The organism is Streptomyces sp. NPDC101110 (assembly GCF_044759525.1).
GTDB lineage: Bacteria > Actinomycetota > Actinomycetes > Streptomycetales > Streptomycetaceae > Streptomyces.
In genome coordinates this window covers 15,602-35,931 of record NZ_JBIVZM010000009.1, presented here as the reverse complement: position 1 = coordinate 35,931, position 20,330 = coordinate 15,602, and the positions used below count along the sequence as shown (strand labels likewise).

15 protein-coding genes are annotated in these 20,330 nt (G+C 66.4%); 9 read left to right on the top strand and 6 right to left on the bottom strand.

The genetic code is table 11. The features are described 5' to 3' along the window. Nucleotides 1-35: 35 nt before the first annotated feature. A complete protein-coding gene (locus tag ACIQU3_RS21590; RefSeq protein WP_403736192.1) occupies nt 36-1,073 on the bottom strand; it encodes a lactonase family protein in 1,038 nt (345 codons plus the stop codon). A gap of 427 nt (nt 1,074-1,500) precedes the next feature. Then, nucleotides 1,501-3,000, bottom strand: a complete 1,500-nt coding sequence (locus tag ACIQU3_RS21585) for an FUSC family protein (protein ID WP_403736300.1) — start codon at nt 2,998-3,000, stop codon at nt 1,501-1,503. 917 nt (nt 3,001-3,917) lie between these two features. Here ACIQU3_RS21585 and ACIQU3_RS21580 point away from each other — a divergent pair. Together ACIQU3_RS21580 and ACIQU3_RS21575 are read left to right on the top strand one after the other, a co-directional pair. Further along, a complete protein-coding gene (locus tag ACIQU3_RS21580) occupies nt 3,918-4,343 on the top strand; it encodes an OsmC family peroxiredoxin (RefSeq protein ID WP_403736195.1) in 426 nt (141 codons plus the stop codon). 113 nt (nt 4,344-4,456) lie between these two features. After that, nucleotides 4,457-6,049: a long-chain fatty acid--CoA ligase gene (locus ACIQU3_RS21575; RefSeq protein ID WP_403736198.1), complete on the top strand. Its 1,593-nt coding sequence runs from the start codon at nt 4,457-4,459 to the stop codon at nt 6,047-6,049. A 222-nt stretch (nt 6,050-6,271) separates the two neighbouring features. On the opposite strand, the gene ACIQU3_RS21570 is transcribed toward ACIQU3_RS21575, so the two are convergent. The 4 genes from ACIQU3_RS21570 to lanKC form a co-directional block, all read right to left on the bottom strand. Next, nucleotides 6,272-6,535, bottom strand: a complete 264-nt coding sequence (locus ACIQU3_RS21570) for a trypsin-like serine protease (RefSeq protein WP_403736201.1) — start codon at nt 6,533-6,535, stop codon at nt 6,272-6,274. A gap of 69 nt (nt 6,536-6,604) precedes the next feature. Next, the gene (locus tag ACIQU3_RS21565) at nt 6,605-7,699 is read right to left on the bottom strand and encodes an LLM class flavin-dependent oxidoreductase (protein WP_403736204.1); all 1,095 of its coding nucleotides are present in this window, start codon (nt 7,697-7,699) and stop codon (nt 6,605-6,607) included. A gap of 115 nt (nt 7,700-7,814) precedes the next feature. Then, nucleotides 7,815-7,958 carry a class III lanthipeptide gene (locus ACIQU3_RS21560; RefSeq protein ID WP_403736206.1) on the bottom strand — a complete coding sequence of 48 codons (144 nt, stop codon included), beginning with the start codon at nt 7,956-7,958 and terminating at the stop codon, nt 7,815-7,817. A gap of 82 nt (nt 7,959-8,040) precedes the next feature. Continuing rightward, a complete protein-coding gene (lanKC, locus tag ACIQU3_RS21555; protein WP_403736209.1) occupies nt 8,041-10,644 on the bottom strand; it encodes a class III lanthionine synthetase LanKC in 2,604 nt (867 codons plus the stop codon). A gap of 1,297 nt (nt 10,645-11,941) precedes the next feature. Here lanKC and ACIQU3_RS21550 point away from each other — a divergent pair. From ACIQU3_RS21550 to ACIQU3_RS21520, 7 genes are all read left to right on the top strand, one after another. After that, nucleotides 11,942-13,066, top strand: coding sequence for a sugar ABC transporter substrate-binding protein (locus ACIQU3_RS21550; protein WP_403736212.1), 1,125 nt, complete (start codon nt 11,942-11,944; stop codon nt 13,064-13,066). A 565-nt stretch (nt 13,067-13,631) separates the two neighbouring features. Beyond that, nucleotides 13,632-14,771 carry a C45 family autoproteolytic acyltransferase/hydolase gene (locus ACIQU3_RS21545; protein ID WP_403736215.1) on the top strand — a complete coding sequence of 380 codons (1,140 nt, stop codon included), beginning with the start codon at nt 13,632-13,634 and terminating at the stop codon, nt 14,769-14,771. A 91-nt stretch (nt 14,772-14,862) separates the two neighbouring features. Continuing rightward, on the top strand, nt 14,863-16,464 hold the full coding sequence (locus tag ACIQU3_RS21540; RefSeq protein ID WP_403736303.1) for an ABC transporter substrate-binding protein: 1,602 nt from the start codon (nt 14,863-14,865) through the stop codon (nt 16,462-16,464). 5 nt (nt 16,465-16,469) lie between these two features. Beyond that, nucleotides 16,470-17,423: an ABC transporter permease gene (locus tag ACIQU3_RS21535; RefSeq protein WP_403736218.1), complete on the top strand. Its 954-nt coding sequence runs from the start codon at nt 16,470-16,472 to the stop codon at nt 17,421-17,423. After that, nucleotides 17,420-18,274: an ABC transporter permease gene (locus tag ACIQU3_RS21530; RefSeq protein WP_403736223.1), complete on the top strand. Its 855-nt coding sequence runs from the start codon at nt 17,420-17,422 to the stop codon at nt 18,272-18,274. The genes ACIQU3_RS21535 and ACIQU3_RS21530 overlap by 4 nt, the downstream gene beginning before the upstream one ends. Before the next feature lie 4 nt (nt 18,275-18,278). Then, nucleotides 18,279-19,298 (top strand): ABC transporter ATP-binding protein, encoded by a 1,020-nt coding sequence (locus ACIQU3_RS21525; protein ID WP_403736226.1) that lies wholly within the window; start codon nt 18,279-18,281, stop codon nt 19,296-19,298. Nucleotides 19,299-19,303: 5 nt separating this feature from the next. Further along, nucleotides 19,304-20,116: an ABC transporter ATP-binding protein gene (locus ACIQU3_RS21520; RefSeq protein ID WP_403927503.1), complete on the top strand. Its 813-nt coding sequence runs from the start codon at nt 19,304-19,306 to the stop codon at nt 20,114-20,116. The last annotated feature ends 214 nt before the right edge of the window (nt 20,117-20,330 follow it).

Below are 20,330 nucleotides of genomic sequence, written 5' to 3'. Positions count from 1 at the left end.
GGGAAGACCGGCCGGGCCGGGTCGCACGGGGGTGTTCAGCCGAGGGTCACGTACGAGGCGGCGGTCACCCTGATCGAGCCGCCCCGTCGCGGGACACCCGTGAGCGGATCGACCACGAACCAGGTCACGTCGCCGGAGCGCTCGTTGGCGACGTACAGGAAGCCGTCCAGGAAACCGTCGCCCGCGGTGAGGGCGCGCGGCCAGTGGCCACCGCAGTGCACCGTGGTGACGAGCCGCAGCCCCGCACCCTCGACGGCGAGCACGGACAGCACGTCCTCGCCGCGGGTGACGGTCCACACGAAGCGACCGTCGGGTGAGGCGGCGATGCCCGACGGGTAGGCGTCGCGGGCCGGTGCGCCGGGCAGGACCGGGGTTTCGGACAGCGGCGTCAGGGCGCCTGCCGCGGCGTCCCAGCGGCAGACGGTGACGGACGGGCTCAGCTCGTTGACGACGTACGCGTACGAGCCGTCCGGGTGGAAGGCCAGGTGGCGTGGCCCCGAGCCGGGGCGCAGCGCGGTCTCCCGGTGGAGCGCGAGGGCCCCGTCCGTCAGGGTGCACACCCGCACCGAGTCCGTGCCGAGGTCCACGCTGACGGCCCAGCGGCCGCTCGGATCGGGCTGCACCTGGTGGGCGTGCGGTCCCTGCTGGCGGGGTGTGTGCGGGCCTGCGCCGCTGTGCCGGAGCACGCGCGCGGCGGATCGCACGAGGGTGCCGTCGGGGTGCAGAGGGAGCGCGGTGACGCTGCCGGAGCCGTAGTTGGCGGTCAGGACGTGCCCCGCGAAGAGGCTGAGGTGGGTCGGACCGCTGCCGTCGACCGGTACGGGCCGCCCGGCCGGCTCGGGCTTGTCACCGTCCACCCGGTACGCGGCCACCGCCCCCTCGGCGGTCTCACTGACCGCGTACAGCGTCTCCCCGTCCGGCGAGAGCGTCAGACAGGAGGGGTCCGGGACCGCGTTCACGCTGCTCAGCGGGGTCAGGGCGCCAGTGCGGGGGTCGACCTCCGCCGTCACGATCCCGGGGCCGCCGGCCGCCGTGAACGACCCGATGAACGCCCGCCGCCTGCCGTCCGCCACCGCTGTCCCCTTTCGCCCGCGCAGTCCGGAAGGACCGCGCAGCCGATCATGCGCGGTCTAGACCAAGCGGTCAAGGGGTGGTTGGCCCAGCCGGCCGCGGGCCGCCCGAGTACGCGGGGCCCTCCAGCTGCCGGGACGGCCGAGAGCGGTTCCCGGTCAGTGAGCTGCTGCCGTTCCACCACCCCGGCGGGGTGGGCGTCGGCCAGGCCCGTCCTCCGGGCTCTCGACGGCGCAGGCGTGTGCTCAGCGCAGGGCCGGCCGGATCCAGCTTCGGTGGTGCTGTGCGTGGTGACGGGCAGGACGAGGATCACGGAGAACGGCCTGCTGGCGAGTCAGGAGGCTGCCGACCGAGAGCGGCAATGAGCCGGGCCGACGGGGAGGCCCATCGCATGCCTACGCTCTTCCATCCGCTCAGGAACGGACATGCTCAGGAACGGACAAGCGGAGGGCACGGAGACGACCCCAGTGGCATCGCCAGCTCCGACAGGGCCTTTTCCAAGCCACGCAAATGCACGAGGGCCGACTCTGTCTCGTTCTGCTGAGGTATCTCGCCGGTATCGGACGCCACTCGCCTACGCCCCAGATCGCTGACGGTGAGTACTTCCAACGCCGCTTCGACGCGCCAGCAGGCAGCGGCAAGACGGGCGTCGTGCGACGCGACGGGATCGGCGGCAACGGACACCAGCCCCCGCACTTCACGGGCGCAGTCGTCCAGCAGCTCAATGACCTGGCGGGCACGGGCCTTCCGAGCGCGGAAGGGAGTCAGAGGGTGCATCAACGGGGCGAGCGCCATCCGTACCCGGCCGAGCAGCAGTTCCAGTTCGGCGGCGTGCGGGGCAGGGTCACTCTTCGGATCTCCGCCGAGACGAGCGGTCGCCTCGGCGGTGGCCGCGTGCACGCAGTGCAGTGCCCGCTGTATCCAGGCATCGTTCGTGGCGTGCGTGGTGACCGGCAGGACGAGGGCCACAGCCAGCGCGGCGCACAGCGCGCCCGCACCGGTCTCCTCGAGGCGGAGCGCGAGCAGACTGAGGTCCAGCACGCCGAGCAGGCCGTACAGCAAGCTGACCATGACCGTCACTGCCAGCATCATCCAGGAATACGAGACGGCTGCGGTGTAGAAGATACCGAAGACGCATACGGCAACCAGGGCGGCCGTCGGCGCGGGCGCACCATGAAGCGGGACGGCGACCAGCACGCCGACGGCGATGCCGATCAACGTTCCGAAGACACGGCGGAAACCGCGGACCAGGGTTTCGCCGCGAGAAGCCGTGTTGACGAAGATCCACCAGACAGTGCCGACGGCCCAATACCAGCGCTCCTCGGAGAGCACCTGTCCAATCACAAGCGCGAGAGTCGAGGCAGCAGTGGCCTGGAAGGCTTGACGGGTGGTGGGTCTCGCCAATCCGATGCCGGGCAGGGCAGGCGGGGCTGCCGCAGGAGGGGCATGACGCTCGATGGGCCAGAGCACGAAGCGCGTGACACCGGCCGCGACGAGGGCGAGGCCTGCGGCGGCGTACAGTTCGGGCAGCTGAGCGGGAACCGCATGCAGGAACTGCGTGATGAAGAAGCTCATGAAAGCGAAGATCCCGAGCGCGTGGCCGCGCGGGCCCCAACGGCGGGCGTAGACCCCACAGAAGACGACGGCCAGAAACGCTGCGTCACGGGCCGAGGTGACGCCGTGCAGTGCGGTGGCAAGTCCCAGCACGGGGAATCCGACCAGGGGAAGCAGGGCGGTGGTGATCCGCTGATCACGCACGGTCGCATCGGTGACTGTGAAGAGGGCGAGCAGCGCCGTGAGCCCTCCGGTGATCGAGGCGGTGAGTGTGAGCCCGCACACTTCGGAAGCGGCGACTGCTGCGGCGACACCAATGACAGCGCGGGACGCGTTCCGCAGCCTCAAGCGCCCCGGGTCCGGAGCCACGAACATCCTCTTCACGGCGGTGCGCCGCCCCCTTGTGGTGGTACACGTCCTGCCTGCGGTCATCCCGGGTGGCGGACGACAAGCAGGCAGGACCAAGGCACCGCGGTCCGGACTCGGCCTCATCGCCGCCCGGCGCTACGCGGCGCCGCAAGTACATGGATGCAACAAAGAAACCACTTCTGGCCCCACTGGCTCAACCGTTGCCCTATTGACTGTGCCATTGGCGCAGTCAGTAGGACACGATGGCGGCTGCTGGACTGCCAATGGACCAAAGTGTGCCCATCCGCCGGGCCGGGTGTGGCCTACCGCACCGGATTTGGAAGGGGCCGCGCCCAGACGACCCGACGCACTCGCCGACCGCGGTTACTCCCACGACGTCGACCGCACCCATGTCGGCAGACGTGGCATCAAGCCGGCCACCGCCCGCGGAACACGAAACTCCACCGGGTCGGGAACCTATCGCCGGGTGATCGAAAGAAGCCTCGCGCGGCTCCAAGACTTCCGGCAACCACGGATCCGCCGGGAACACCGAACCGGTATCGACCCAGTGTTCCTCAAACGGCCTGCGGTCTGACCACCCGCCGACGACTCAGCCCATCGCGTTTTGCCTGTGAACGCCTCAACATCGACCGACCCCGCAGGCCAACAACCAGCCCGTCGGGATCTGACGCCCTCGATGCTGCCGAAGGCAGCGACCTGACCGATCGAGGCTTACCAGGGCAGGCCGGCGAACCACAGCCTGTTCGTCGTGCCGGCCGGCCGCATTGGCACCTAGGAAAGCGATCGCCTCTCCGGCACACGCACATTGGGACCGAACAGGTTGCTCATGTCGCCGAGAGGTTACGGGTGTTCGGGCGTTCACACTCCTGGCCGGGGCACTGATCGTCTTAATCTCGGGCCGTACCCGACACGAAAGGTCCATCATGGCCACGACACGACGCGCCCACACTGTCTGGAACGGGAACCTGCTCGACGGATCGGGCAAGGTTTCGCTGGACTCCTCCGGTGCCGGAATCCATGACGTCTCCTGGCCGGCCAGAGCGGAAAGGCCGGACGGCAGGACCAGCCCGGAGGAATTGATTGCCGCGGCCCACTCCAGCTGCTTCTCCATGGCCCTGTCCCACGGACTTTCCCAGACTGGCACCCCGCCGGTCCGACTCACCACTCTGGCTGAGGTCACCTTCCAGCCCGGTGAAGGCATCACCAACATTCACTTGTCCGTGCGGGGCGAGGTCCCCGGCGTCGATGAAGGCACATTCGCCGCGGCAGCCGAGAAGGCGAAGGCGAACTGCCCCGTCAGCATGGCCCTGGCGGGGGCGGTGATCACCTTCGACGCGGCACTCGCCTGACATGCGGCGCCCCCGGAAACGCGGTTCCTGGCGCCGGTCACGTGCCGCTGTAGTTTCACCCCGGAACCGGAGCTCCCCACACGCCGTCCCAGGTCGGCCACCCATGGAGACACATGCTCAACCTAGCCGCTCTGCTGGAGCAGAGCGCTCGTACCGTCCCAGATCGCGTCGCCGTCGTATTGGGCGAACAGCGACTCACCTATGCCGAGTTGGACTCGGCGGCCCGCCGTGTAGCCAACCTGCTCCGCTCGCGCGGGATCGCGCCGGGCGACAAGGTGGCGCTGTCCTCCCCCAATGTGATCTGCTTCCCGGTTGTCTACTACGGCATTCTCAAGGCAGGGGCAGTAGTCGTCCCGCTCAACGTCCTGCTCAAAAGCCGGGAGATCGCCTACCACCTGGCCGACTCCCAAGCTCGGGCCTACCTTTGTTTCGAGGGCAATGCTGAACTCCCGCTCGGCCGGGAGGGTTGGTCCGCCTTTGAGGAGACGCCGGGCTGCGAGCACTTCTTCCTGTTGACCGCCCTGCCCACCGAGGACTCGCCCGTCCCAGGGGCTGAGACTTTGACGGCAGCGTTGGCCGGCATCGACGAATTCTGTGTCACAGAGGCGACCGAGTCCGGCGACACGGCCGTCATCCTGTACACCTCCGGTACCACCGGCCGGCCCAAGGGTGCCGAACTCACACACTCCAATGTGATGCTCAACGTGCTGACCTGTCAAAAGCTTATGGGGGAGGCCGAGCACGACGTTCACCTGATCGCCCTGCCGCTGTATCACTCATTCGGCCAGGTCGTTCAGATGAATACGGGAATCGCCACCCAGGCGACGCTGGTGCTGCTTCCGCGCTTCGACGCCCGGACGGCTCTCGCGCTGCTTGAACGTCACGCCGTCAGCTTCTTCGCGGGTGTCCCCACGATGTACTGGGCCCTGCTGGCGGAGGATGCCCCCGACGTCGACCTCGCGCGGATCGCCGGCAATCTGCGGCTAGCGGTCTCGGGAGGATCAGCGCTCCCGGTAGAGATCCACCGTCGGTTCGTCGCGCGATTCGGCGTCACCGTCCTCGAGGGGTACGGTCTTTCGGAGACCAGCCCTGTCGCCACCTTCTCGCCGCCCGGCGCGAAGGCACGACCCGGCTCCATCGGACGTCCGGTCTGGGGCGTCGAAGTGGACCTCATCGCCGAGGACTGGACTCCCGTGCGGCACGCCGACGCGATCGGTGAGATCGCCGTCCGCGGACACAACGTGATGAAGGGCTACTACAACCGACCTGACGCGACCGCTGAGGTGATGCGCGATGGCTGGTTCCGGACAGGTGACCTGGCTCGCCGGGACGCCGACGGCTGGTACCACATTGTCGACCGCGCCAAGGACATGATCATTCGCGGTGGATTCAATGTGTACCCGCGCGAAGTCGAGGAGACCCTGCATACCCATCCCGCCGTGAGCACGGCCGCCGTGATCGGCGTGCCGCACGAGAGCCACGGCGAGGAGGTCAAAGCCTGTGTGGTCCTCACCCCGGGAGCGTCGCTGTCGGCCGAGGAACTCGTCAACTGGTGCAGACAGCAGATGGCAAGCCACAAGTATCCCCGTCTGGTGGAGTTCTTCGAGGAGCTGCCGGTGAACGCCACCGGCAAGGTTCTCAAGCGCGAGCTGCGCGAACGTCACCAGGTCATGTCGGAGCGGTCAGGGCGACGGTACCCGAGGTAAGCACTGTCGACCGCGGTGACTGGCCGCGTTTTGACAGCGCGTAGCTCGCCCGATGACTCACTCACCAACGGCCACCCGAGATGATGGACTGGCCCACCGTCGGGGACTCATCACGACAATACCGGTCAATGCATCACTCCCACAGGGCCTCACGGTGTTGCCAGGTTCGGTTCGCACCTCCTAGTCACCGCGAGGCCCTGTCATCCGCCGACCTGACCGAGCTCAGCGCCGAGGGCGAGCGGGACCGGTTGCGTCCAGGAGAACTGGCTTGGCTTGTTCGCTGACCGCTTCGCTGATCCAGGAACGGAATACGGTCACGTCAGTGTAGATGGCATGGCTCATCCCACACGCCTCGTCACCGCGGCTGGTGGCACCGATGAGTCGCCATTTCCCGTCGAGTCTGACGATCGCCGGCCCTCCGGAGTCGCCGTGGCAGGAGGAACCCGTAGGGGTGGCCTTCAGACAGAGCTCCTTGCCCGGGACCATGCCAGGAACACCGAGACGCCCCAGCCGTTCCAGCGGACGGGAAGGTGATCGATATCGGCTCAGCCGCTGTCACCGCCCGGAACGGAAGCGTGGAATGACCTTCTCCCCCCACTGCCGTATGGTCTCCAGACATACTTGGTGGGGCACTGTTCCCATCTGCACCAAGCAGATCACCTCGTCCGCCCCCGCATCGCGGAGTTCCTCGACACGTTCCACTGCCATGTCGGCAGTCCCGTAAGGGTGATCGGTGTTGTACGCGGCGACGTATTCGGGCCTGAACGGGACCTGGCAGGCATCAATGTCCTTCAAGACTTCCTGCTTCGTCCTGTCGAGGTTCGCCAGTCCGTCCGCCGCCGGGTCCGGGTCGGGTAGCGTCCCCCCTCCATACCAATGACGCGCGGACTCGACGAAGAACTGCTGCCCACGCAAGCCGATGGTGCGCGCCTTCGCTGCGTCGTCGAGCACGACAGTGGGACAGACAACTGCGAAGTGATCATTGGCCGTGGGAGAGAGGAGGTCCTGAGAGGTCCGCTCGGCCCGCGCAGCGTCGTACGCGGCGCGCCTGCGGCGGGTCATTTCGGGGCCGCCGAACCCTAGGACGAGAGCTCCGAGACCCAGTGTGGCAGCCGTCCTGAGGGTCTCCTCCTTGCTGCATGCCAAAAAGAGGGGCGGGTGCGGCTGCTGCACAGCCCTGGGTAGCACGCATCCAGGTCCGATGTCGATGGAACCGTGCCATTCAAACCGATCACTCGTCCAGATCCCGGTGATGATGTCCAGCGCCTCGCGCACCTGTGAACGCGCCCGCTCCGGCTCGACGCCGTAGAGGGCCATTTCCTGTTCACTGGCACCGTTACCGGCACCGATGTCGAGGCGGCCGCCGGACAGAATGTCGAGCATGGCGGCCCGCTCGGCGACCCTGACCGGGTGCTGATAGGCAAATGGCAGGGTGACGACGCCATGCCCGATCCGGATGCGCTCGGTACGTGCAGCCACCCAGGTCAGGAAGATCTCGGAGGCACTCATGTGCGAGTACCACTTCAGACCGTGGTGCTCCACCGCCCAGATGCGGTCGAACCCCACCTGTTCGGCGAATACAGCTTGTTCCACGGCATCCCTCAGCATCTGCTGCTCTCGCTCCGGGGTGGGATCGGACAGCTGGCCCACGAAGAAGAGGGAAAAGCGCAATTTATCCTCCACACTGGCGTTTCGTCGGACGGCATCGCAACTCGGGGGCCCGGACCGGCTGTCCGGACCCCCGAGGATCAGCACCTGGCGCCGGTCAGAAGTGGGTGCAACCGGTGCTCGCGGTGGTACCGCCGCAAAGGCCGGAGGCTGCGAGGCGGTCGTGTGTCGGCGTCTCGCTTTCCAGCAGTTGCAGTGCCAGCACTTCTTCCATTACCTCGTTGGTTACCTTCATGGTCATCCTTTCCATCATCGGATTCACCTTTCCCGGCTGAGAAAGGGAGCATGGTGATGAGGCAGCGGGCCTTCTGGCTCGCGGCTGCCTATTTCGTGAGACGGTCCAGGGTGAAAAAGGCGTCCTGCGTGTCGTCCAGAAGACGCGTCAGTGCAAGGAGGACGCCGGCCGACCCGCTCCACAGCTCCGTGCTGTAACGCATGAGGTACTCGCCATGGAAATGGGCACCGGTGGCGGTGGAGACGGCATGGCAGAAGAGGGCCTGGGCGGTCTTCACCGCGGCTGTGCGGCTCGTCGACGAGCCGGTCAGGGACGCGTGTTCGCAGAGTGCGAAGATGAGCCCCGACTGGCCTTCATAGAGGCCCGCGTAGTAGGTGGTCGCAGTGGTGCTGGCACGCATCGCCGCGTCCACCTCACTCGCAAGGTCCTCGTCGGCGACCGGTAGATAGCGCGCGGCCACCGTGGCGAATCCCGCGGATCCCCGGTAGAGGTAAGGGTAGAGCCGCCGATCTTCCGCGGAGACGCGAAAGCCGATGCCGCCACCTGGGAACGGATCCGCCTGAGCCGCTTCCTCGCGCAGCAGTGCGAGTCCGTTCCGCCTCGCCTCCGTGTCGCCGAGGATTGCGTACAGGTAGTGGTCGAGTAGTGCTACACCTGCCCGCCCGTGCAGAAGACCGGTCGCACCCTCGGTCTCCAGCACGTGGCAGATATCCGGGCCGGCCGGAATCGACGCGCGGATCCGCTGGGCCGCGTTCAGATGCCCCTCGTCTTTGTCATGGCCATATAGAGCCAGATGCGTCAGTGCGACGCCTGCCGCCCCCTCGCCGAGAGTGGCGATGCGGGTCAGGATGGGATGCCGTTCCGCGGCCGCGAGCAGTGTGTTGGCCTCCTCGATCATCCCGTGGTCGGCGAGCACCCACGCGATGCCTGCGCTGCCGGAATGGAGGCCCGGCGCCGGATCCGTGCTCCCGTCGAGGCTTTCCCGCCGGAATCGTGCAAGCACTTCATCCGGGATGTCGCGCCCGGCCAGGCGCAAAGAATGCAGGACCCCCGCGGTCCCGTAGATGACCGCGTGCCGGTGAGCGTAGTAAGCGCGCGGCACGGTGGGGAATATGACGCGGCCTTCCGGGGTCGCCGCGGCGAGAATCGCATCGGCTGTCGCATCCTTGAGCCGTCTCAGGCTGCCCAGGGGGTCGCTTTGCACGTCGTCGGGCGAGGGCAACGCCGTCGGCCTACCGACGGGGGCGAACATGGTGGACTTCCGCCAAAGAGGCTCCGGGACGGGCATCCCCGAGTTGCGATACATGAGGTCTTTCAAGTGGTTGAGCGCCGCGGGTTCCCGCTGTGTGATGTGGGTTTTCATGCCGAAGGTCAGCAGCTGGGCCAGAGCGGCGAGCCCGTACCGGTCACAGTATGCGGGGTCCTTACGCATCAGCTCGTCGAGTACGTCGCCCGGCAGGTCGGGGAAGTAGCCCGGGGTGCCGAACAGACTGAGGGTGTTGCCGATTTCCTCCGCCGTCTCGAAGTCGATGAGGCGTGCGGTGTCGTCCTCGTCCACGAGAACGTTGCGGGGGCTCACGTCGAGGAAGACAAAACCTGCCTCGTGTAGCCGATCCAGGGAATTCGACAACTGCTCGATTACATGCGTACAGCGGTCCCAATACGTCCGATAGTATTCACGGTCCGGAGAAACGGTGAATGCCGGGTGGTGGTTCGTGACCCATTCAAGCAGAGACTTCCCGGGAACCAGTTCGGTGACCAGATACGTATGCTCCCAGCGTTGAAAGAATTTCAACGGCTTGGGCGCCACTCCCCGGACGCGGTGCTCCAGAGCCTGCAGAATTCGATTCTCGTGCGCCAAGTGCTCCGGCGAGGACGTCCCGTCTGGGTACAGTCCGGAATATGCTCTGGCCTCTTTGACAAAGACCTTCTCACCGGTCTCCTTGATGGTCGCGAAGTAGGCTCCGCCTCCATTTGAGTGCCTGAGCAGTTTGCTGAAGACAAGGCCTTCGAATGACACACTTTGAGGTGCGGGCGCGGAAGTGGCCATGTGGTGCCTGAGCGGCCTGGTCTCCGCGACGAAGGGATCCTCGATGCCGTCGGGCAGGAGGAATGACAGGCCACGGACGTCAGGGACAAGCTTCCCCGAACCGTCTGGAACCATGAGCTTTTCGGAGCCATCGGGCTGGACCACCGGGATGGTCTCAAATGCCCCGTACCGGTAAGAGACGGCCCTTGAGTCGCGCCAGCGCCGGTCGCCCAGGATATAAGGGCCTACTTCGTCAGGCAGGGCGGCATGCAGTTCTTCCATGAGCCTCCTGGAAGCCCCCTCGTCCGGAGGATAGGCGGCTATGAATTTTCCGTTTTGATACCTTGGCGCATGCTTGTGGTGCAACATAAGGAAGTAGGCGCGTGTGCCGAGATGTTTGAAGGCGATGTTCTGCCGTACGCAGACGGCTGCTGCGATATCCAGGACCTGCTGTGCCCGGGACAGTCCAGCGGAGACGTGGACTTTCCATCCATGCGTCGCGATACGGATTCCGGGTGGTTTATAGATGGACCAGAAGGACATTTTCTTGCGATCCCAAGACGGTGGGACGTCGCGGGCCTCGTATAACTGCCCCAGTTCATTCCCCTCGTAAAGCGGGCGGTAGAAGTCCGGGTCTGCATGCACATAAGAGATGTAGTCCATCAGTCGCCTTCACACACATTAAGGGAATGTTCGCCTTGGTGTCCTGATCCTCACGCCGGGGCCCTGCTACTACTTGAACAGGTAAAAGGTGGGACTTGCCCACCCTTGGTCGGCCGCGCCTGAGGGCTGTCCCTCAACTGCTGGTCGCGATAATGACTGGTACGGGTACACCTAGGCGTACATCCAGCAGGTCCTCCGGAAACGCTTCAACCTCAACAGAGCCACGACCAACAGGAAACCCGAACCACTCAACGTTTCGGTCCGAACACATCAACAGCCGGAGGGTTCATCCGCTCACCCGACCAAGACCCTCGTGCGGCCACTTCCGGTCGGGTCGCCGTCGTCGCCGCCTGCAACCGCTCGGCGCAGTGGACGAAAGGCGCCCAGGGCGCGGTTCGCCCAGCCGGTTGCCCCTCGCCCCTGGTCGCCCGGCGGCAGGATCAAACCGACCAGCAGCCGTACAACCGCGGAGCGCGGCTCACCGCGCTCGAACGCACGCGGCATCAGTCCGAGGAATCCAAGCATGTCTATGCGGCGCTCCTCCTCAAACACGCGTCAACACCGATGGCCGTCAGATGAGGAGGCCGTACGCACACAGGTTTGCCAGACACATGGGACGCACAGTCATCGGATCTCGGGCATGCTCAAGGAGTGTCAGGACACAGGCCGCGCGGCGTAGGTCCATGGAGGCGCTAAGCCGCTGACGGGCCGAGAGATGACCTTCCGGCTCAACCGGGCAACTGAAGCACTCAGTCACATGGGTATGGGGCAGTTCGGTCAGTGGGGAGTTGACGACGAGCCAGGGCGGGCGACCGAGGCGCTCTTGCCCAGCGTCGAGCGCGCTCTGTCTGCCCTGACGATGCGGACACAACCCAACGCCCAGATGTGTCATTCGGTTACCGCCGCCGGCCGTGTCGCTGCAGTCACCTCGCCCGGCCGGGGGCCCCACCCGTTGGTCAACGTTGTCAACTTGTGTAAACACGCACGGGTATAGTCCGAACACTCAGCGATGTTGCAACGCGTGCGCTAGCCTCTGTGCCTCGCGTCCCACTCGTGAGGGGTGACCCTCCCTCCTCGACCATGGCGCGACCGCATGCTCCTACGGACCCACATTCTGTTGGCCGGCACCTGCACCGGTCACCATGCTCAGGCGGACCCGAGGTTAACAACCCCGACGCCCACTGAATCAGCCGTCGGTTTTCAACGGGCACGGTGGCGGCACAACCCTGCGTTCATGCCGCATGTGCGCCGCAACCAACCGTGCCGCGAACTGCTCCCTGCCCGGAGGGTACTCCACGTGAACACCAACCGTAAGATCGCTGCTCTGCGTACCGTCAGAGCCCTGACCGCTTCCGCATCTGCACTGTCTCTCGCCGCTTGCGGTGTCATCAGCCAGGCCGGCGGTAACAGCGCAGGCGCGACAAGGGACAACAACCTCACCATCGGTCTTCTCCTGCCCGACAAGGAGACGAAGCGCTTCGACGCCTTCGACTACCCCATCTTCGAGCGCGAGGTCGCGGCTCTCACCGAGAACCGGGCCAGCGTGCATTACGCCAACGCCAAGGCGAGTGCGGTCAGACAGAGCAGACAGCTCGAGCAAATGATCACGGACAAGGTAGATGTACTGGTCGTGGACGCCGTGGACGCGAAAGCCATCGCGCCGGCCATTGTGCAGGCCAAGAACGCGGGTATCCCGGTCATCGCCTACGACCGGCTCGCACAAGGCCCGATAGACGCCTACATCTCCCATGACAATGAACTTGTCGGTGAGGTACAGGTACGCGCCCTCATCGAGGCACTTGGTCCAGCAGCCTCCAGCAGCAAGATTGTCATGCTGAACGGCTCACCAACCGACCCGAACACCGCGGCACTCAAGAAAGGAGCACTCAACGAACTCGAGGGTCAGGCCAACATCGCCGTATCGTACGACACCCGCGATTGGCTTCCGAAAGTAGCCAAAGCCAACATGCAGAAGGCGATCCGATCCCTGGGCGCCAGCAACATCGCTGCGGTCTACTCGGCGAACGACGGCATAGCAGGCGCTGCCATCGAGGCATTGAAGGAGGCAGGAGTCGACAAACTCCCCCCGGTGACGGGCCAGGACGCAGATCTCGAGGCAGTGCAGCGCCTTGTCTCCGGCGAACAGTACATGACCGTGTACAAGCCCTTCCTGCTGGAGGCGAAGTTCGCGGCGGAAATGGCCGTGGCCAGGGCTCAGGGAAGAATGATCGCATTCGCGGCACTGACCCCTGACCGTGTCGACAGCCCCACACACAAGAACATCGCCTCGAAGCTGGTACCCGTGGTCGCACTCACAAAGAGCAACATCGGGGACACAGTGCTGCAAGACGGCGTCTACACCACCAAGGACATCTGCACCACGACGTATCGGCGAAGCTGCGCGGCTATCGGTCTGAAATGATCCGTCGGTCGCCTCGCCTGCGCCTTGAGATCGCCCATGAGAACGGAACTCGTCAGTAGTCACCGGAGAGACCGCGCGGCACGACCACTCGCGTCTCGCCGCTGACGCAATGGGTGGCGTCTTGAGTAACCGCACCCCCGGCCCGGCAGCGCCGTTGCGCACAACGGGGCCAGTGAAGATCCAAGAGCGTGCGGCACAACACCGCTTCGCCGCACCATGCCCGCCGGAGATCAAGCACCTCCACAACCGAGCCGACGTCGCATCTCCGGACCGCTTGCCGCTCGTGCAGCGGGGGGTGTCCTGCATCGCCCCGCCGGCGCAGAGCCGTCGCCCTGCCCGCCGCGCTCACCGTGCGCGCGGCGGTCCGCTCAGGGGAGGAGAGAGCTCTCCAGACCACACGGCGGCCCTCACAAAGTCGACCGCACAGGCGCGGCACACGCCGCGCCTGAAATCTCTGTTACATCTCTTGACGTCCACGGTATCCGCGTTACGCTCTGAACACCCCAGACCAGGATCCCGAAGTCTCGGAACCAGAGTTACAGCACGTGTCCAGAGGAGCCCCTTCATGAAGCACAGCCTTTCGCTCGTCGAGATCTCTGGGACGGCACCTCAGAGAGGACGGCAGTACGGTGAGGCGGTCGCTCAGCAGTTGGACGCGGCACTCGGCTACTACGCGGAGGCGTTCGGTGTATCCACGGGACTGACTTGGCAGCAGGTCACGGCACGTGCGGCCCGTTGGCTGGACCCAGTACGCAAGTACGCACCCGATCTACTCGAAGAGATGCAGGGCATCGCGGACGGTGCGGGGCTCGATCTGCTCGACATCATGGCGCTCAACGCACGCGGCGAAGTCATCTACGACGACTCCTTCAACCGCATGCCGCGGAGGGAAGAGCCCGCCGAAGGTTGCACCTCCTTCACTGTTCACGGCGAGGCCAGTGGTGACAGCCATGTCTGGGCCGGGCAGAACTGGGACTGGCGGGCCGGCGTTGCCGACACGGTCGTCATGCTGCGGATCGTCCAGCCCCCCAAGCCCACCGTCATCATGCAGGTCGAGGCCGGGCAGATCGGGCGCCAGGGTGCCAACTCGGCCGGGATCGCCCTGAACGCCAACGGGCTCGGCGGCCGTTTCGATGACGCCGTCGGCCTGCCGCAGACCGTGATCCGGCGCCGGGTCCTCGATCAGTCCAACATCACAGAGGCGCTGGACGTCCTGTTCCGCACACGCGCCCACATCGCCAGCAACGCCCTGCTCACTTGTCGTGAAGGCTTCGCCATCGACGTGGAGACCACCCCGGCGGGGCACGGCTGGCTGTACCCGAACGACGGGCTGCTGGTGCACGGCAACCACTATCAAGCCGGTGTCCCGGACGCCTTGGCCGGCGACTACCGGCCGATCTCATCCGACTCCCTGGTGCGTCTGCCGCGCGCGCAGGAGGGCCTGCGCAAGCTGCGTGAGGCCACCGGTCCCGACGAGTCACGCAAGCTGATCAAGCAAGCGATGTCGGATCACCTCGGCTACCCCGAGTCCCTGTGCACCCACGCAGACCCTCGGCAACCTCAGGTCAAGCACTGGAAGACACTCGTCTCCTCCTGCGTCGATCTGACCGCCGGTGACTACCACGTCACGGCCGGCACCCCTTGTGACCGCGACTACCAGCGCGTTCCCTGGAACCTCTACGACGGCCCACACTCGCCGAACTGACTGACGCCTCCATCCTCTCCCCATTCCTTCGCTCAGGAGCACCACTGTGAAGCTCAAGTCCTCCGTCGCGGCCGTCGGCCTCGTCTCGGCAATGGCCCTCGGCACCGCATGCAGCGGCGCCGGTGCCGGCTCTTCCTCCGGCAAGGAAACCTCCGTCGACGCCTCCAAGCTGAAGCTGTCACCCACTACCGCCCGCGCCACCGGGGCAGTCACCTCTGTGAACTGGCTGCTGGAGGACGAACCGGAGTCCCTCGACATGGACACTCAAGGCGGCAGTGCGGGCCGCACCGTGCTCAGCAACGTGTGTGAGCGCCTCTACCAACTGCAGCCAGACATGTCGGTGAAGCCCCATCTCGTCGAGAAGGAGAGCAGACCGGATGACAAGACGCTGGTCCTGACCCTCCGCGACGGTGTCACTTTCCACGACGGCTCTCGGATGACCGCCGATGACGTCCTCTACAGCCTCCGGCGTCATGCCAGGCCGGAGATGGAGCAGTCCGACGAGTTCGTCAACGTCACCTCCATGCGCAAGACCGGGCAGCGCGAAATCACCATCGCGTTCAAGCAGCCCGACGCCCTGTTCGCCAAGGCCCTCGCGGGCGACGCCGGCCTCGTCTACAACGCCGAGCAGGTCAAGAAGGCAGGCAAGGAGTTCGGTACCCCCAGTCAGAGCGATGCCTGCTCGGGACCGTACGTGCTCGGCAGCTGGAAGTCCGGCGACTCCATCACCCTGACCGCCTTCGACGGCTACTGGGGCGCCAAGCCTCTGACCAAGAAGGTTTTCTTCCGCTGGGCAGACGACAGTGCGATGGTCAACGCGCTCACCACCGGAGCGGCCGACGGGGCATACGCCGACACGGTCGGGGCTGCTGCTTCCCTGCGCGGCAAGCCGGGACTCAACCAGCACTACGGACCGAGCACCGCCACTCTCACCCTCATACCCACCGAGCGCGGTGGGCTGGCCGATCCTGACATTCGCAGGGCACTCTCCCTGGCGCTGGACCGCAGGGGCATCGCCAAGTCGGGCTACGGCGGGCTGGTCCAGCCATGGGCGGCGCCCGTCGGCTCCGGGGCATGGGGCTACGAGAAGCCTGCCTTCGTCGCAGCGCAAGCGGAACTCGCCAATGCCCCAGCGGCCCCGGATTCCAAGGACATCGCCAGGGCCAAGCAACTGGTGAAGAAGGCCAAGAAGGTCCCTGACGGTCCGGTGGTGATCGGAACGGACAGCACCCAGGGCCGACTGGTCATCGCCAACGCGGTGCGGGCCGCCCTGGCAAAGATCGGCCTCAAGGGACAGATCAAGACCATGTCCTCCTCTACGTACCAGGAGACCTACGGCGACAAGGGCGCCCGCGCCGACATCGACGTGCTGGTCGCCGACTGGTACATCTCCAAGAGCGACCCCATCGGGTTCTACGACAACGGCCTGTCCGACAGCACCAACAACTGGGTCGGCTTCAGCAGCACCAGCTATGACGCCAAGGTCGAGGAAGCACTGCGCACCATCGACGACACAAAGCGTGCCGAACTCGCCGTGGACATCCAGCGCGAGTTCACCGACGCGGCCGTGTGGATCTCCATCGCGCAGATGCCCACTGTCCTGACTCTGAACGACAAACTGACCGGTCCGCCTGCCTCGCAGGCCTACCTGTACTCCCCCTGGGCCGCCCAGCTCGGTGCCAAGAAGGGGTGAACACCATGATCGTCGCCATCGGCCGACGGCTCACGGGGCTCCTGGCCACCCTACTCGCCGCCTCCTTCGTGATCTTCGCCGCCGCCTATGCGGCCCCTGGTGACCCCGCCGTCTTCCTGGCCGGAGGCCGGGACAAGCTCACCCCCGAACGACTGGCCACCGTGCGCGCCCAGTACCACCTCGACGAACCACTGGTCCTCCAGTACGGCCGCTGGGTGTGGGACTGTCTGCATTTCGATCTCGGCCGGAGCTTCCAGTACGGTGACCAGGTCTCCGACCTGCTCGCTTCCCGACTGCCCACCTCGCTGGGCCTGGTCGCGTACGCCACGGTCCTGTTCGTGGCGTTCGGCGTGGGCGGCGGGATCCTCGCCGCGGTCCGCCGCGGCACTTGGGTCGACTCAGTAGTCGTCGCCGGCACCACGCTGGCCGCGTCCGTCCCCTCGTTCGTCGGCGGCATCGCCTTGGTCGCGTTCTTCGGGGTGGGACTCGGCTGGTTCCCGGTGGCGGGCAGCGGTGAGGGCGTCGTGGGCACCCTGCACCACCTCACGCTGCCGGCGGTGGCCATGGCGCTCGGCGCCCTCGCGGTGATCAGCCGGGTCACCCGGCAGGCCATGGTCGACGCCGGCGCGGCCGACCACGTGGCGGTGGCGCGCGCCGCCGGACTTCCCGAGCCGGAGATCGTGCGGCGACACGTACTGCGCAACGCACTCGGCCCGATCGTCACCATGTGCGCACTGGTCACCGCCGGCATGCTCGCGGGCACCGTCGCAGTGGAGACGGTGTTCGGGCTCAGCGGCATCGGCTCCCTGCTCATCGGGGCCATCAACTCGCACGATTTCCCGGTCACCCAGGCCGTACTGCTGCTGATGGTCACCTCCTACATCACCGTCACCACCATCGTCGACGTCCTGCACCCGCTGCTCGACCCCCGGCTCAAGTCCTTGAGGAGCCATGCATGACCGCAGTACCCCTCACCGCGTCACCGCTCGCCGCTCCCCGGCGTGCCCGCCGCCCCTGGGCGGTGCTCGCCGCGGGCGGTTTCCTGTCCCTCGTGGCACTGGCCGCGGTATTCGCACCCCTGCTTGCTCCCGCCGCACCGGATGCCATCGACCTGTCGGCTTCACTGGTGGGTACTACCGCAGAGCATCCGCTCGGCACCGACGCCTCCGGTCAGGACCTGCTTTCCCGGGTCCTGTACGGCGCCCGGACGAGCCTGATCGCCCCGCTCCTGCTGCTCGCGCTCGCCGCCGCCCTGGGTGTCACGCTCGGCACGGTCGCCGCCTGGCGGGGCGGCTGGACAGACACGCTGATCTCGCGCATCACCGACGTGATGTACGCCTTTCCAGGCCTGCTGTTCGTCGTGCTCGTCATCGCCGTGTTCGGCGCCGGTATGACCACTTCGGTGATCGCCCTCGGTCTGGCGTACGCACCCACCATCGCCAAGTACACCCGCAGCGTGGCCCTGGGCGAGCGGTCCAAAGCGTACATCGACGCCTACCGGGTGCAGGGCATGAGCGGGATGCGGATCTGCGTGGCGCATCTCGTGCCCAATCTCGCCCGCTCCATCGTCGGGTACCTGGTCGTGCTGTTCGGTGAGGCCCTGATGAGCCTCGCCACGCTCAGCTTCCTCGGCTTCGGCGCCCAACCGCCGAGTTCCGACTGGGGCCTGATGGTGCAGGAGGGCCAAGCAGCCATCGTCCAGGGCGCCCTGCTCCCCGCACTCGTGCCGGGCACCGCCATCGCCGCCGTGGTGGTGGCCTTCAATGTGGTCGGCGTCTGGGGCGCCGACCGGCTCGGCGCCAGGAGGTAGGCCCATGCTGCTCGATATCGAAAACCTGACCGTGGACCTTCCCGGCGCTGCCCGCCCGCTGCTCGCCGACGTGTCCTTGCGGGTCCGCTCCGGTGAGGTCGTCGGCCTCGTGGGGGAATCCGGCTCCGGTAAGTCCACCACCGCAAAAGCGGTACTACGTATCCTGCCCGACGGCGCTCGGCACGAAGGCCGGGTATGGGTCGACGGTGCTGACGTGCGGGCGATGTCCGGCCAGGCGCTGCGCAGTCACCGCTCCCGGACGGTCGCGATGGTCCACCAAGACCCCCGTTCCGCGCTCAACCCCGTCCGCCGGATCGGCGACTTTCTCAACGAGCGCCTTACCCTGGCGGGCGGCCACAGCCGGCAAGAGGCGCGCGAACGGGTCACCGCACTACTCGAAGCCGTGGGCCTGCCCGCTCCCGAACGGCACGTCCGCCAGTTCCCGCACGAGTTGTCCGGCGGCATGCTGCAGCGCGTTGTCATCGCCGGCGCCCTCGCCGCCGAACCACGCCTGCTGCTCGCCGATGAAGCCACGAGCGCGCTCGACGTCACCACGCAGGCCGAAATCCTCTCCCTGCTGCGTGACCTGCGCACCGAACGGGACCTGGGCATGTTGTTCATCACCCATGACCTGCATCTGGCCGCCGCGTACTGCGACCGGGTGTACGTCATGTACGCAGGCCGGGTCTTGGAGGAACAGCAGGGGCACCTCCTCTTCGACGGTGCCCGACACCCCTACACACGGGGACTGCTGGAATGCTCGCCGGAGCTGGGCGACGGCCCACGGCTTCTGCGCCCCATCCCAGGCAGACCACCTTCCTTGGCCGAGGCGTTCACGGGCTGCCCGTTCAGCGGGCGCTGTCCGCACACCGAGCCGGCTTGCGACACCTGGGCACCGAAGCCGGTGCCCACGGGAGCGGACGCCTCAGCAACCTGCCGCCGACTTCCCGACCTGCCCGGCGCACCTGTGCCCACGGTGGCCCCGGCCACAGTGTCCGGAGCACCCACCAGGAGCCTGCCGTGAAGCGTCTGGAAACTCTTGCCCCCGAAGGTCCGCCCCTGCTTGTGGTCGACCAAGTCACCAAGACCTACCGGCTACCCAGCGGCGACCGTCTCATCGCGGCCGACCAGGTCTGCTTCACCCTGCCCCCGGGCGGCTCGATCGGCATCGTGGGCGAATCCGGCTCGGGCAAGAGCACCGTCGCTCGCATGCTGACCGGCCTGCTCCAGCCCGACGCCGGAACCATCATGGTCAACGGCAACAAGCGCGTCCTCGGCAGGAGACGCAGCCGCGACCGCCTGGCGCGGGCGCGGGAGATTCAGATGGTTTTCCAGGATCCCTATTTGTCACTCGACCCCCGGCTGACTGCCCGCCGCTGCCTCCGCACGACATTGAGTCTGCACGGACACCCCTCTCCCGAGACTCGCATCCAAGCGCTCCTCGACCAGGTTGGACTCGGCACCCGAGAAGCTGACGCCAGGCCTCACGAATTGTCGGGCGGGCAGCGGCAACGGCTGGCCATCGCCCGTGCCCTTGCCGTGGAACCGCAGATCCTGGTGCTCGACGAGGCAGTCGCAGCGCTTGACGTGTCGATCCAGGCACAGATCCTCAAACTCCTGGCAGACCTACGAGATGACTTGGGAATCGCGTTGGTTTTCGTAAGCCACGACTTGGCCGTCGTGCAGCACATCACCGATGAAACACTGGTGATGCGACGAGGCATCGTAGTGGAACAGGGCGCAACCGCCCGGGTGCTGAGCGACCCTCAGGACCCTTACACCCGCTTGTTGCTGGCCTGCGTACCTCGCCGCGACTGGGACCTCACAGCTACCCGGTCTTGAGTGTTCTTCCGTCGCCGCGATGAGGGAGCCCGGCCCCCGTCCGGGCTCTCAAGTCATGCCGCGGGCGCGGAAGCGGCGGACAATGAAGGCCTGTGTGCTGCCTATCGCGCCGTCATCTCGTCGTAAGACTGCACACAGCCGGCTGGACATAGCGAACCCTGGCCAGCCGCTACAGCGAGGCGCTTGTCACTGTCGAGCCATGGTCACCATCGCC

Bases quoted from the DNA above. Each gene is read 5' to 3' on its own strand.
- ACIQU3_RS21525 (WP_403736226.1), top strand. From the start codon at position 18,279: ATGCTGCTCGATATCGAAAACCTGACCGTGGACCTTCCCGGCGCTGCC.
- ACIQU3_RS21530 (WP_403736223.1), top strand. From the start codon at position 17,420: ATGACCGCAGTACCCCTCACCGCGTCACCGCTCGCCGCTCCCCGGCGT.
- ACIQU3_RS21560 (WP_403736206.1), bottom strand. From the start codon at position 7,958: ATGACCATGAAGGTAACCAACGAGGTAATGGAAGAAGTGCTGGCACTG.
- ACIQU3_RS21575 (WP_403736198.1), top strand. From the start codon at position 4,457: ATGCTCAACCTAGCCGCTCTGCTGGAGCAGAGCGCTCGTACCGTCCCA.
- ACIQU3_RS21540 (WP_403736303.1), top strand. From the start codon at position 14,863: ATGGCCCTCGGCACCGCATGCAGCGGCGCCGGTGCCGGCTCTTCCTCC.
- ACIQU3_RS21585 (WP_403736300.1), bottom strand. From the start codon at position 3,000: ATGTTCGTGGCTCCGGACCCGGGGCGCTTGAGGCTGCGGAACGCGTCC.
- ACIQU3_RS21570 (WP_403736201.1), bottom strand. From the start codon at position 6,535: ATGGTCCCGGGCAAGGAGCTCTGTCTGAAGGCCACCCCTACGGGTTCC.
- lanKC (WP_403736209.1), bottom strand. From the start codon at position 10,644: ATGGACTACATCTCTTATGTGCATGCAGACCCGGACTTCTACCGCCCG.
- ACIQU3_RS21580 (WP_403736195.1), top strand. From the start codon at position 3,918: ATGGCCACGACACGACGCGCCCACACTGTCTGGAACGGGAACCTGCTC.
- ACIQU3_RS21545 (WP_403736215.1), top strand. From the start codon at position 13,632: ATGAAGCACAGCCTTTCGCTCGTCGAGATCTCTGGGACGGCACCTCAG.
- ACIQU3_RS21535 (WP_403736218.1), top strand. From the start codon at position 16,470: ATGATCGTCGCCATCGGCCGACGGCTCACGGGGCTCCTGGCCACCCTA.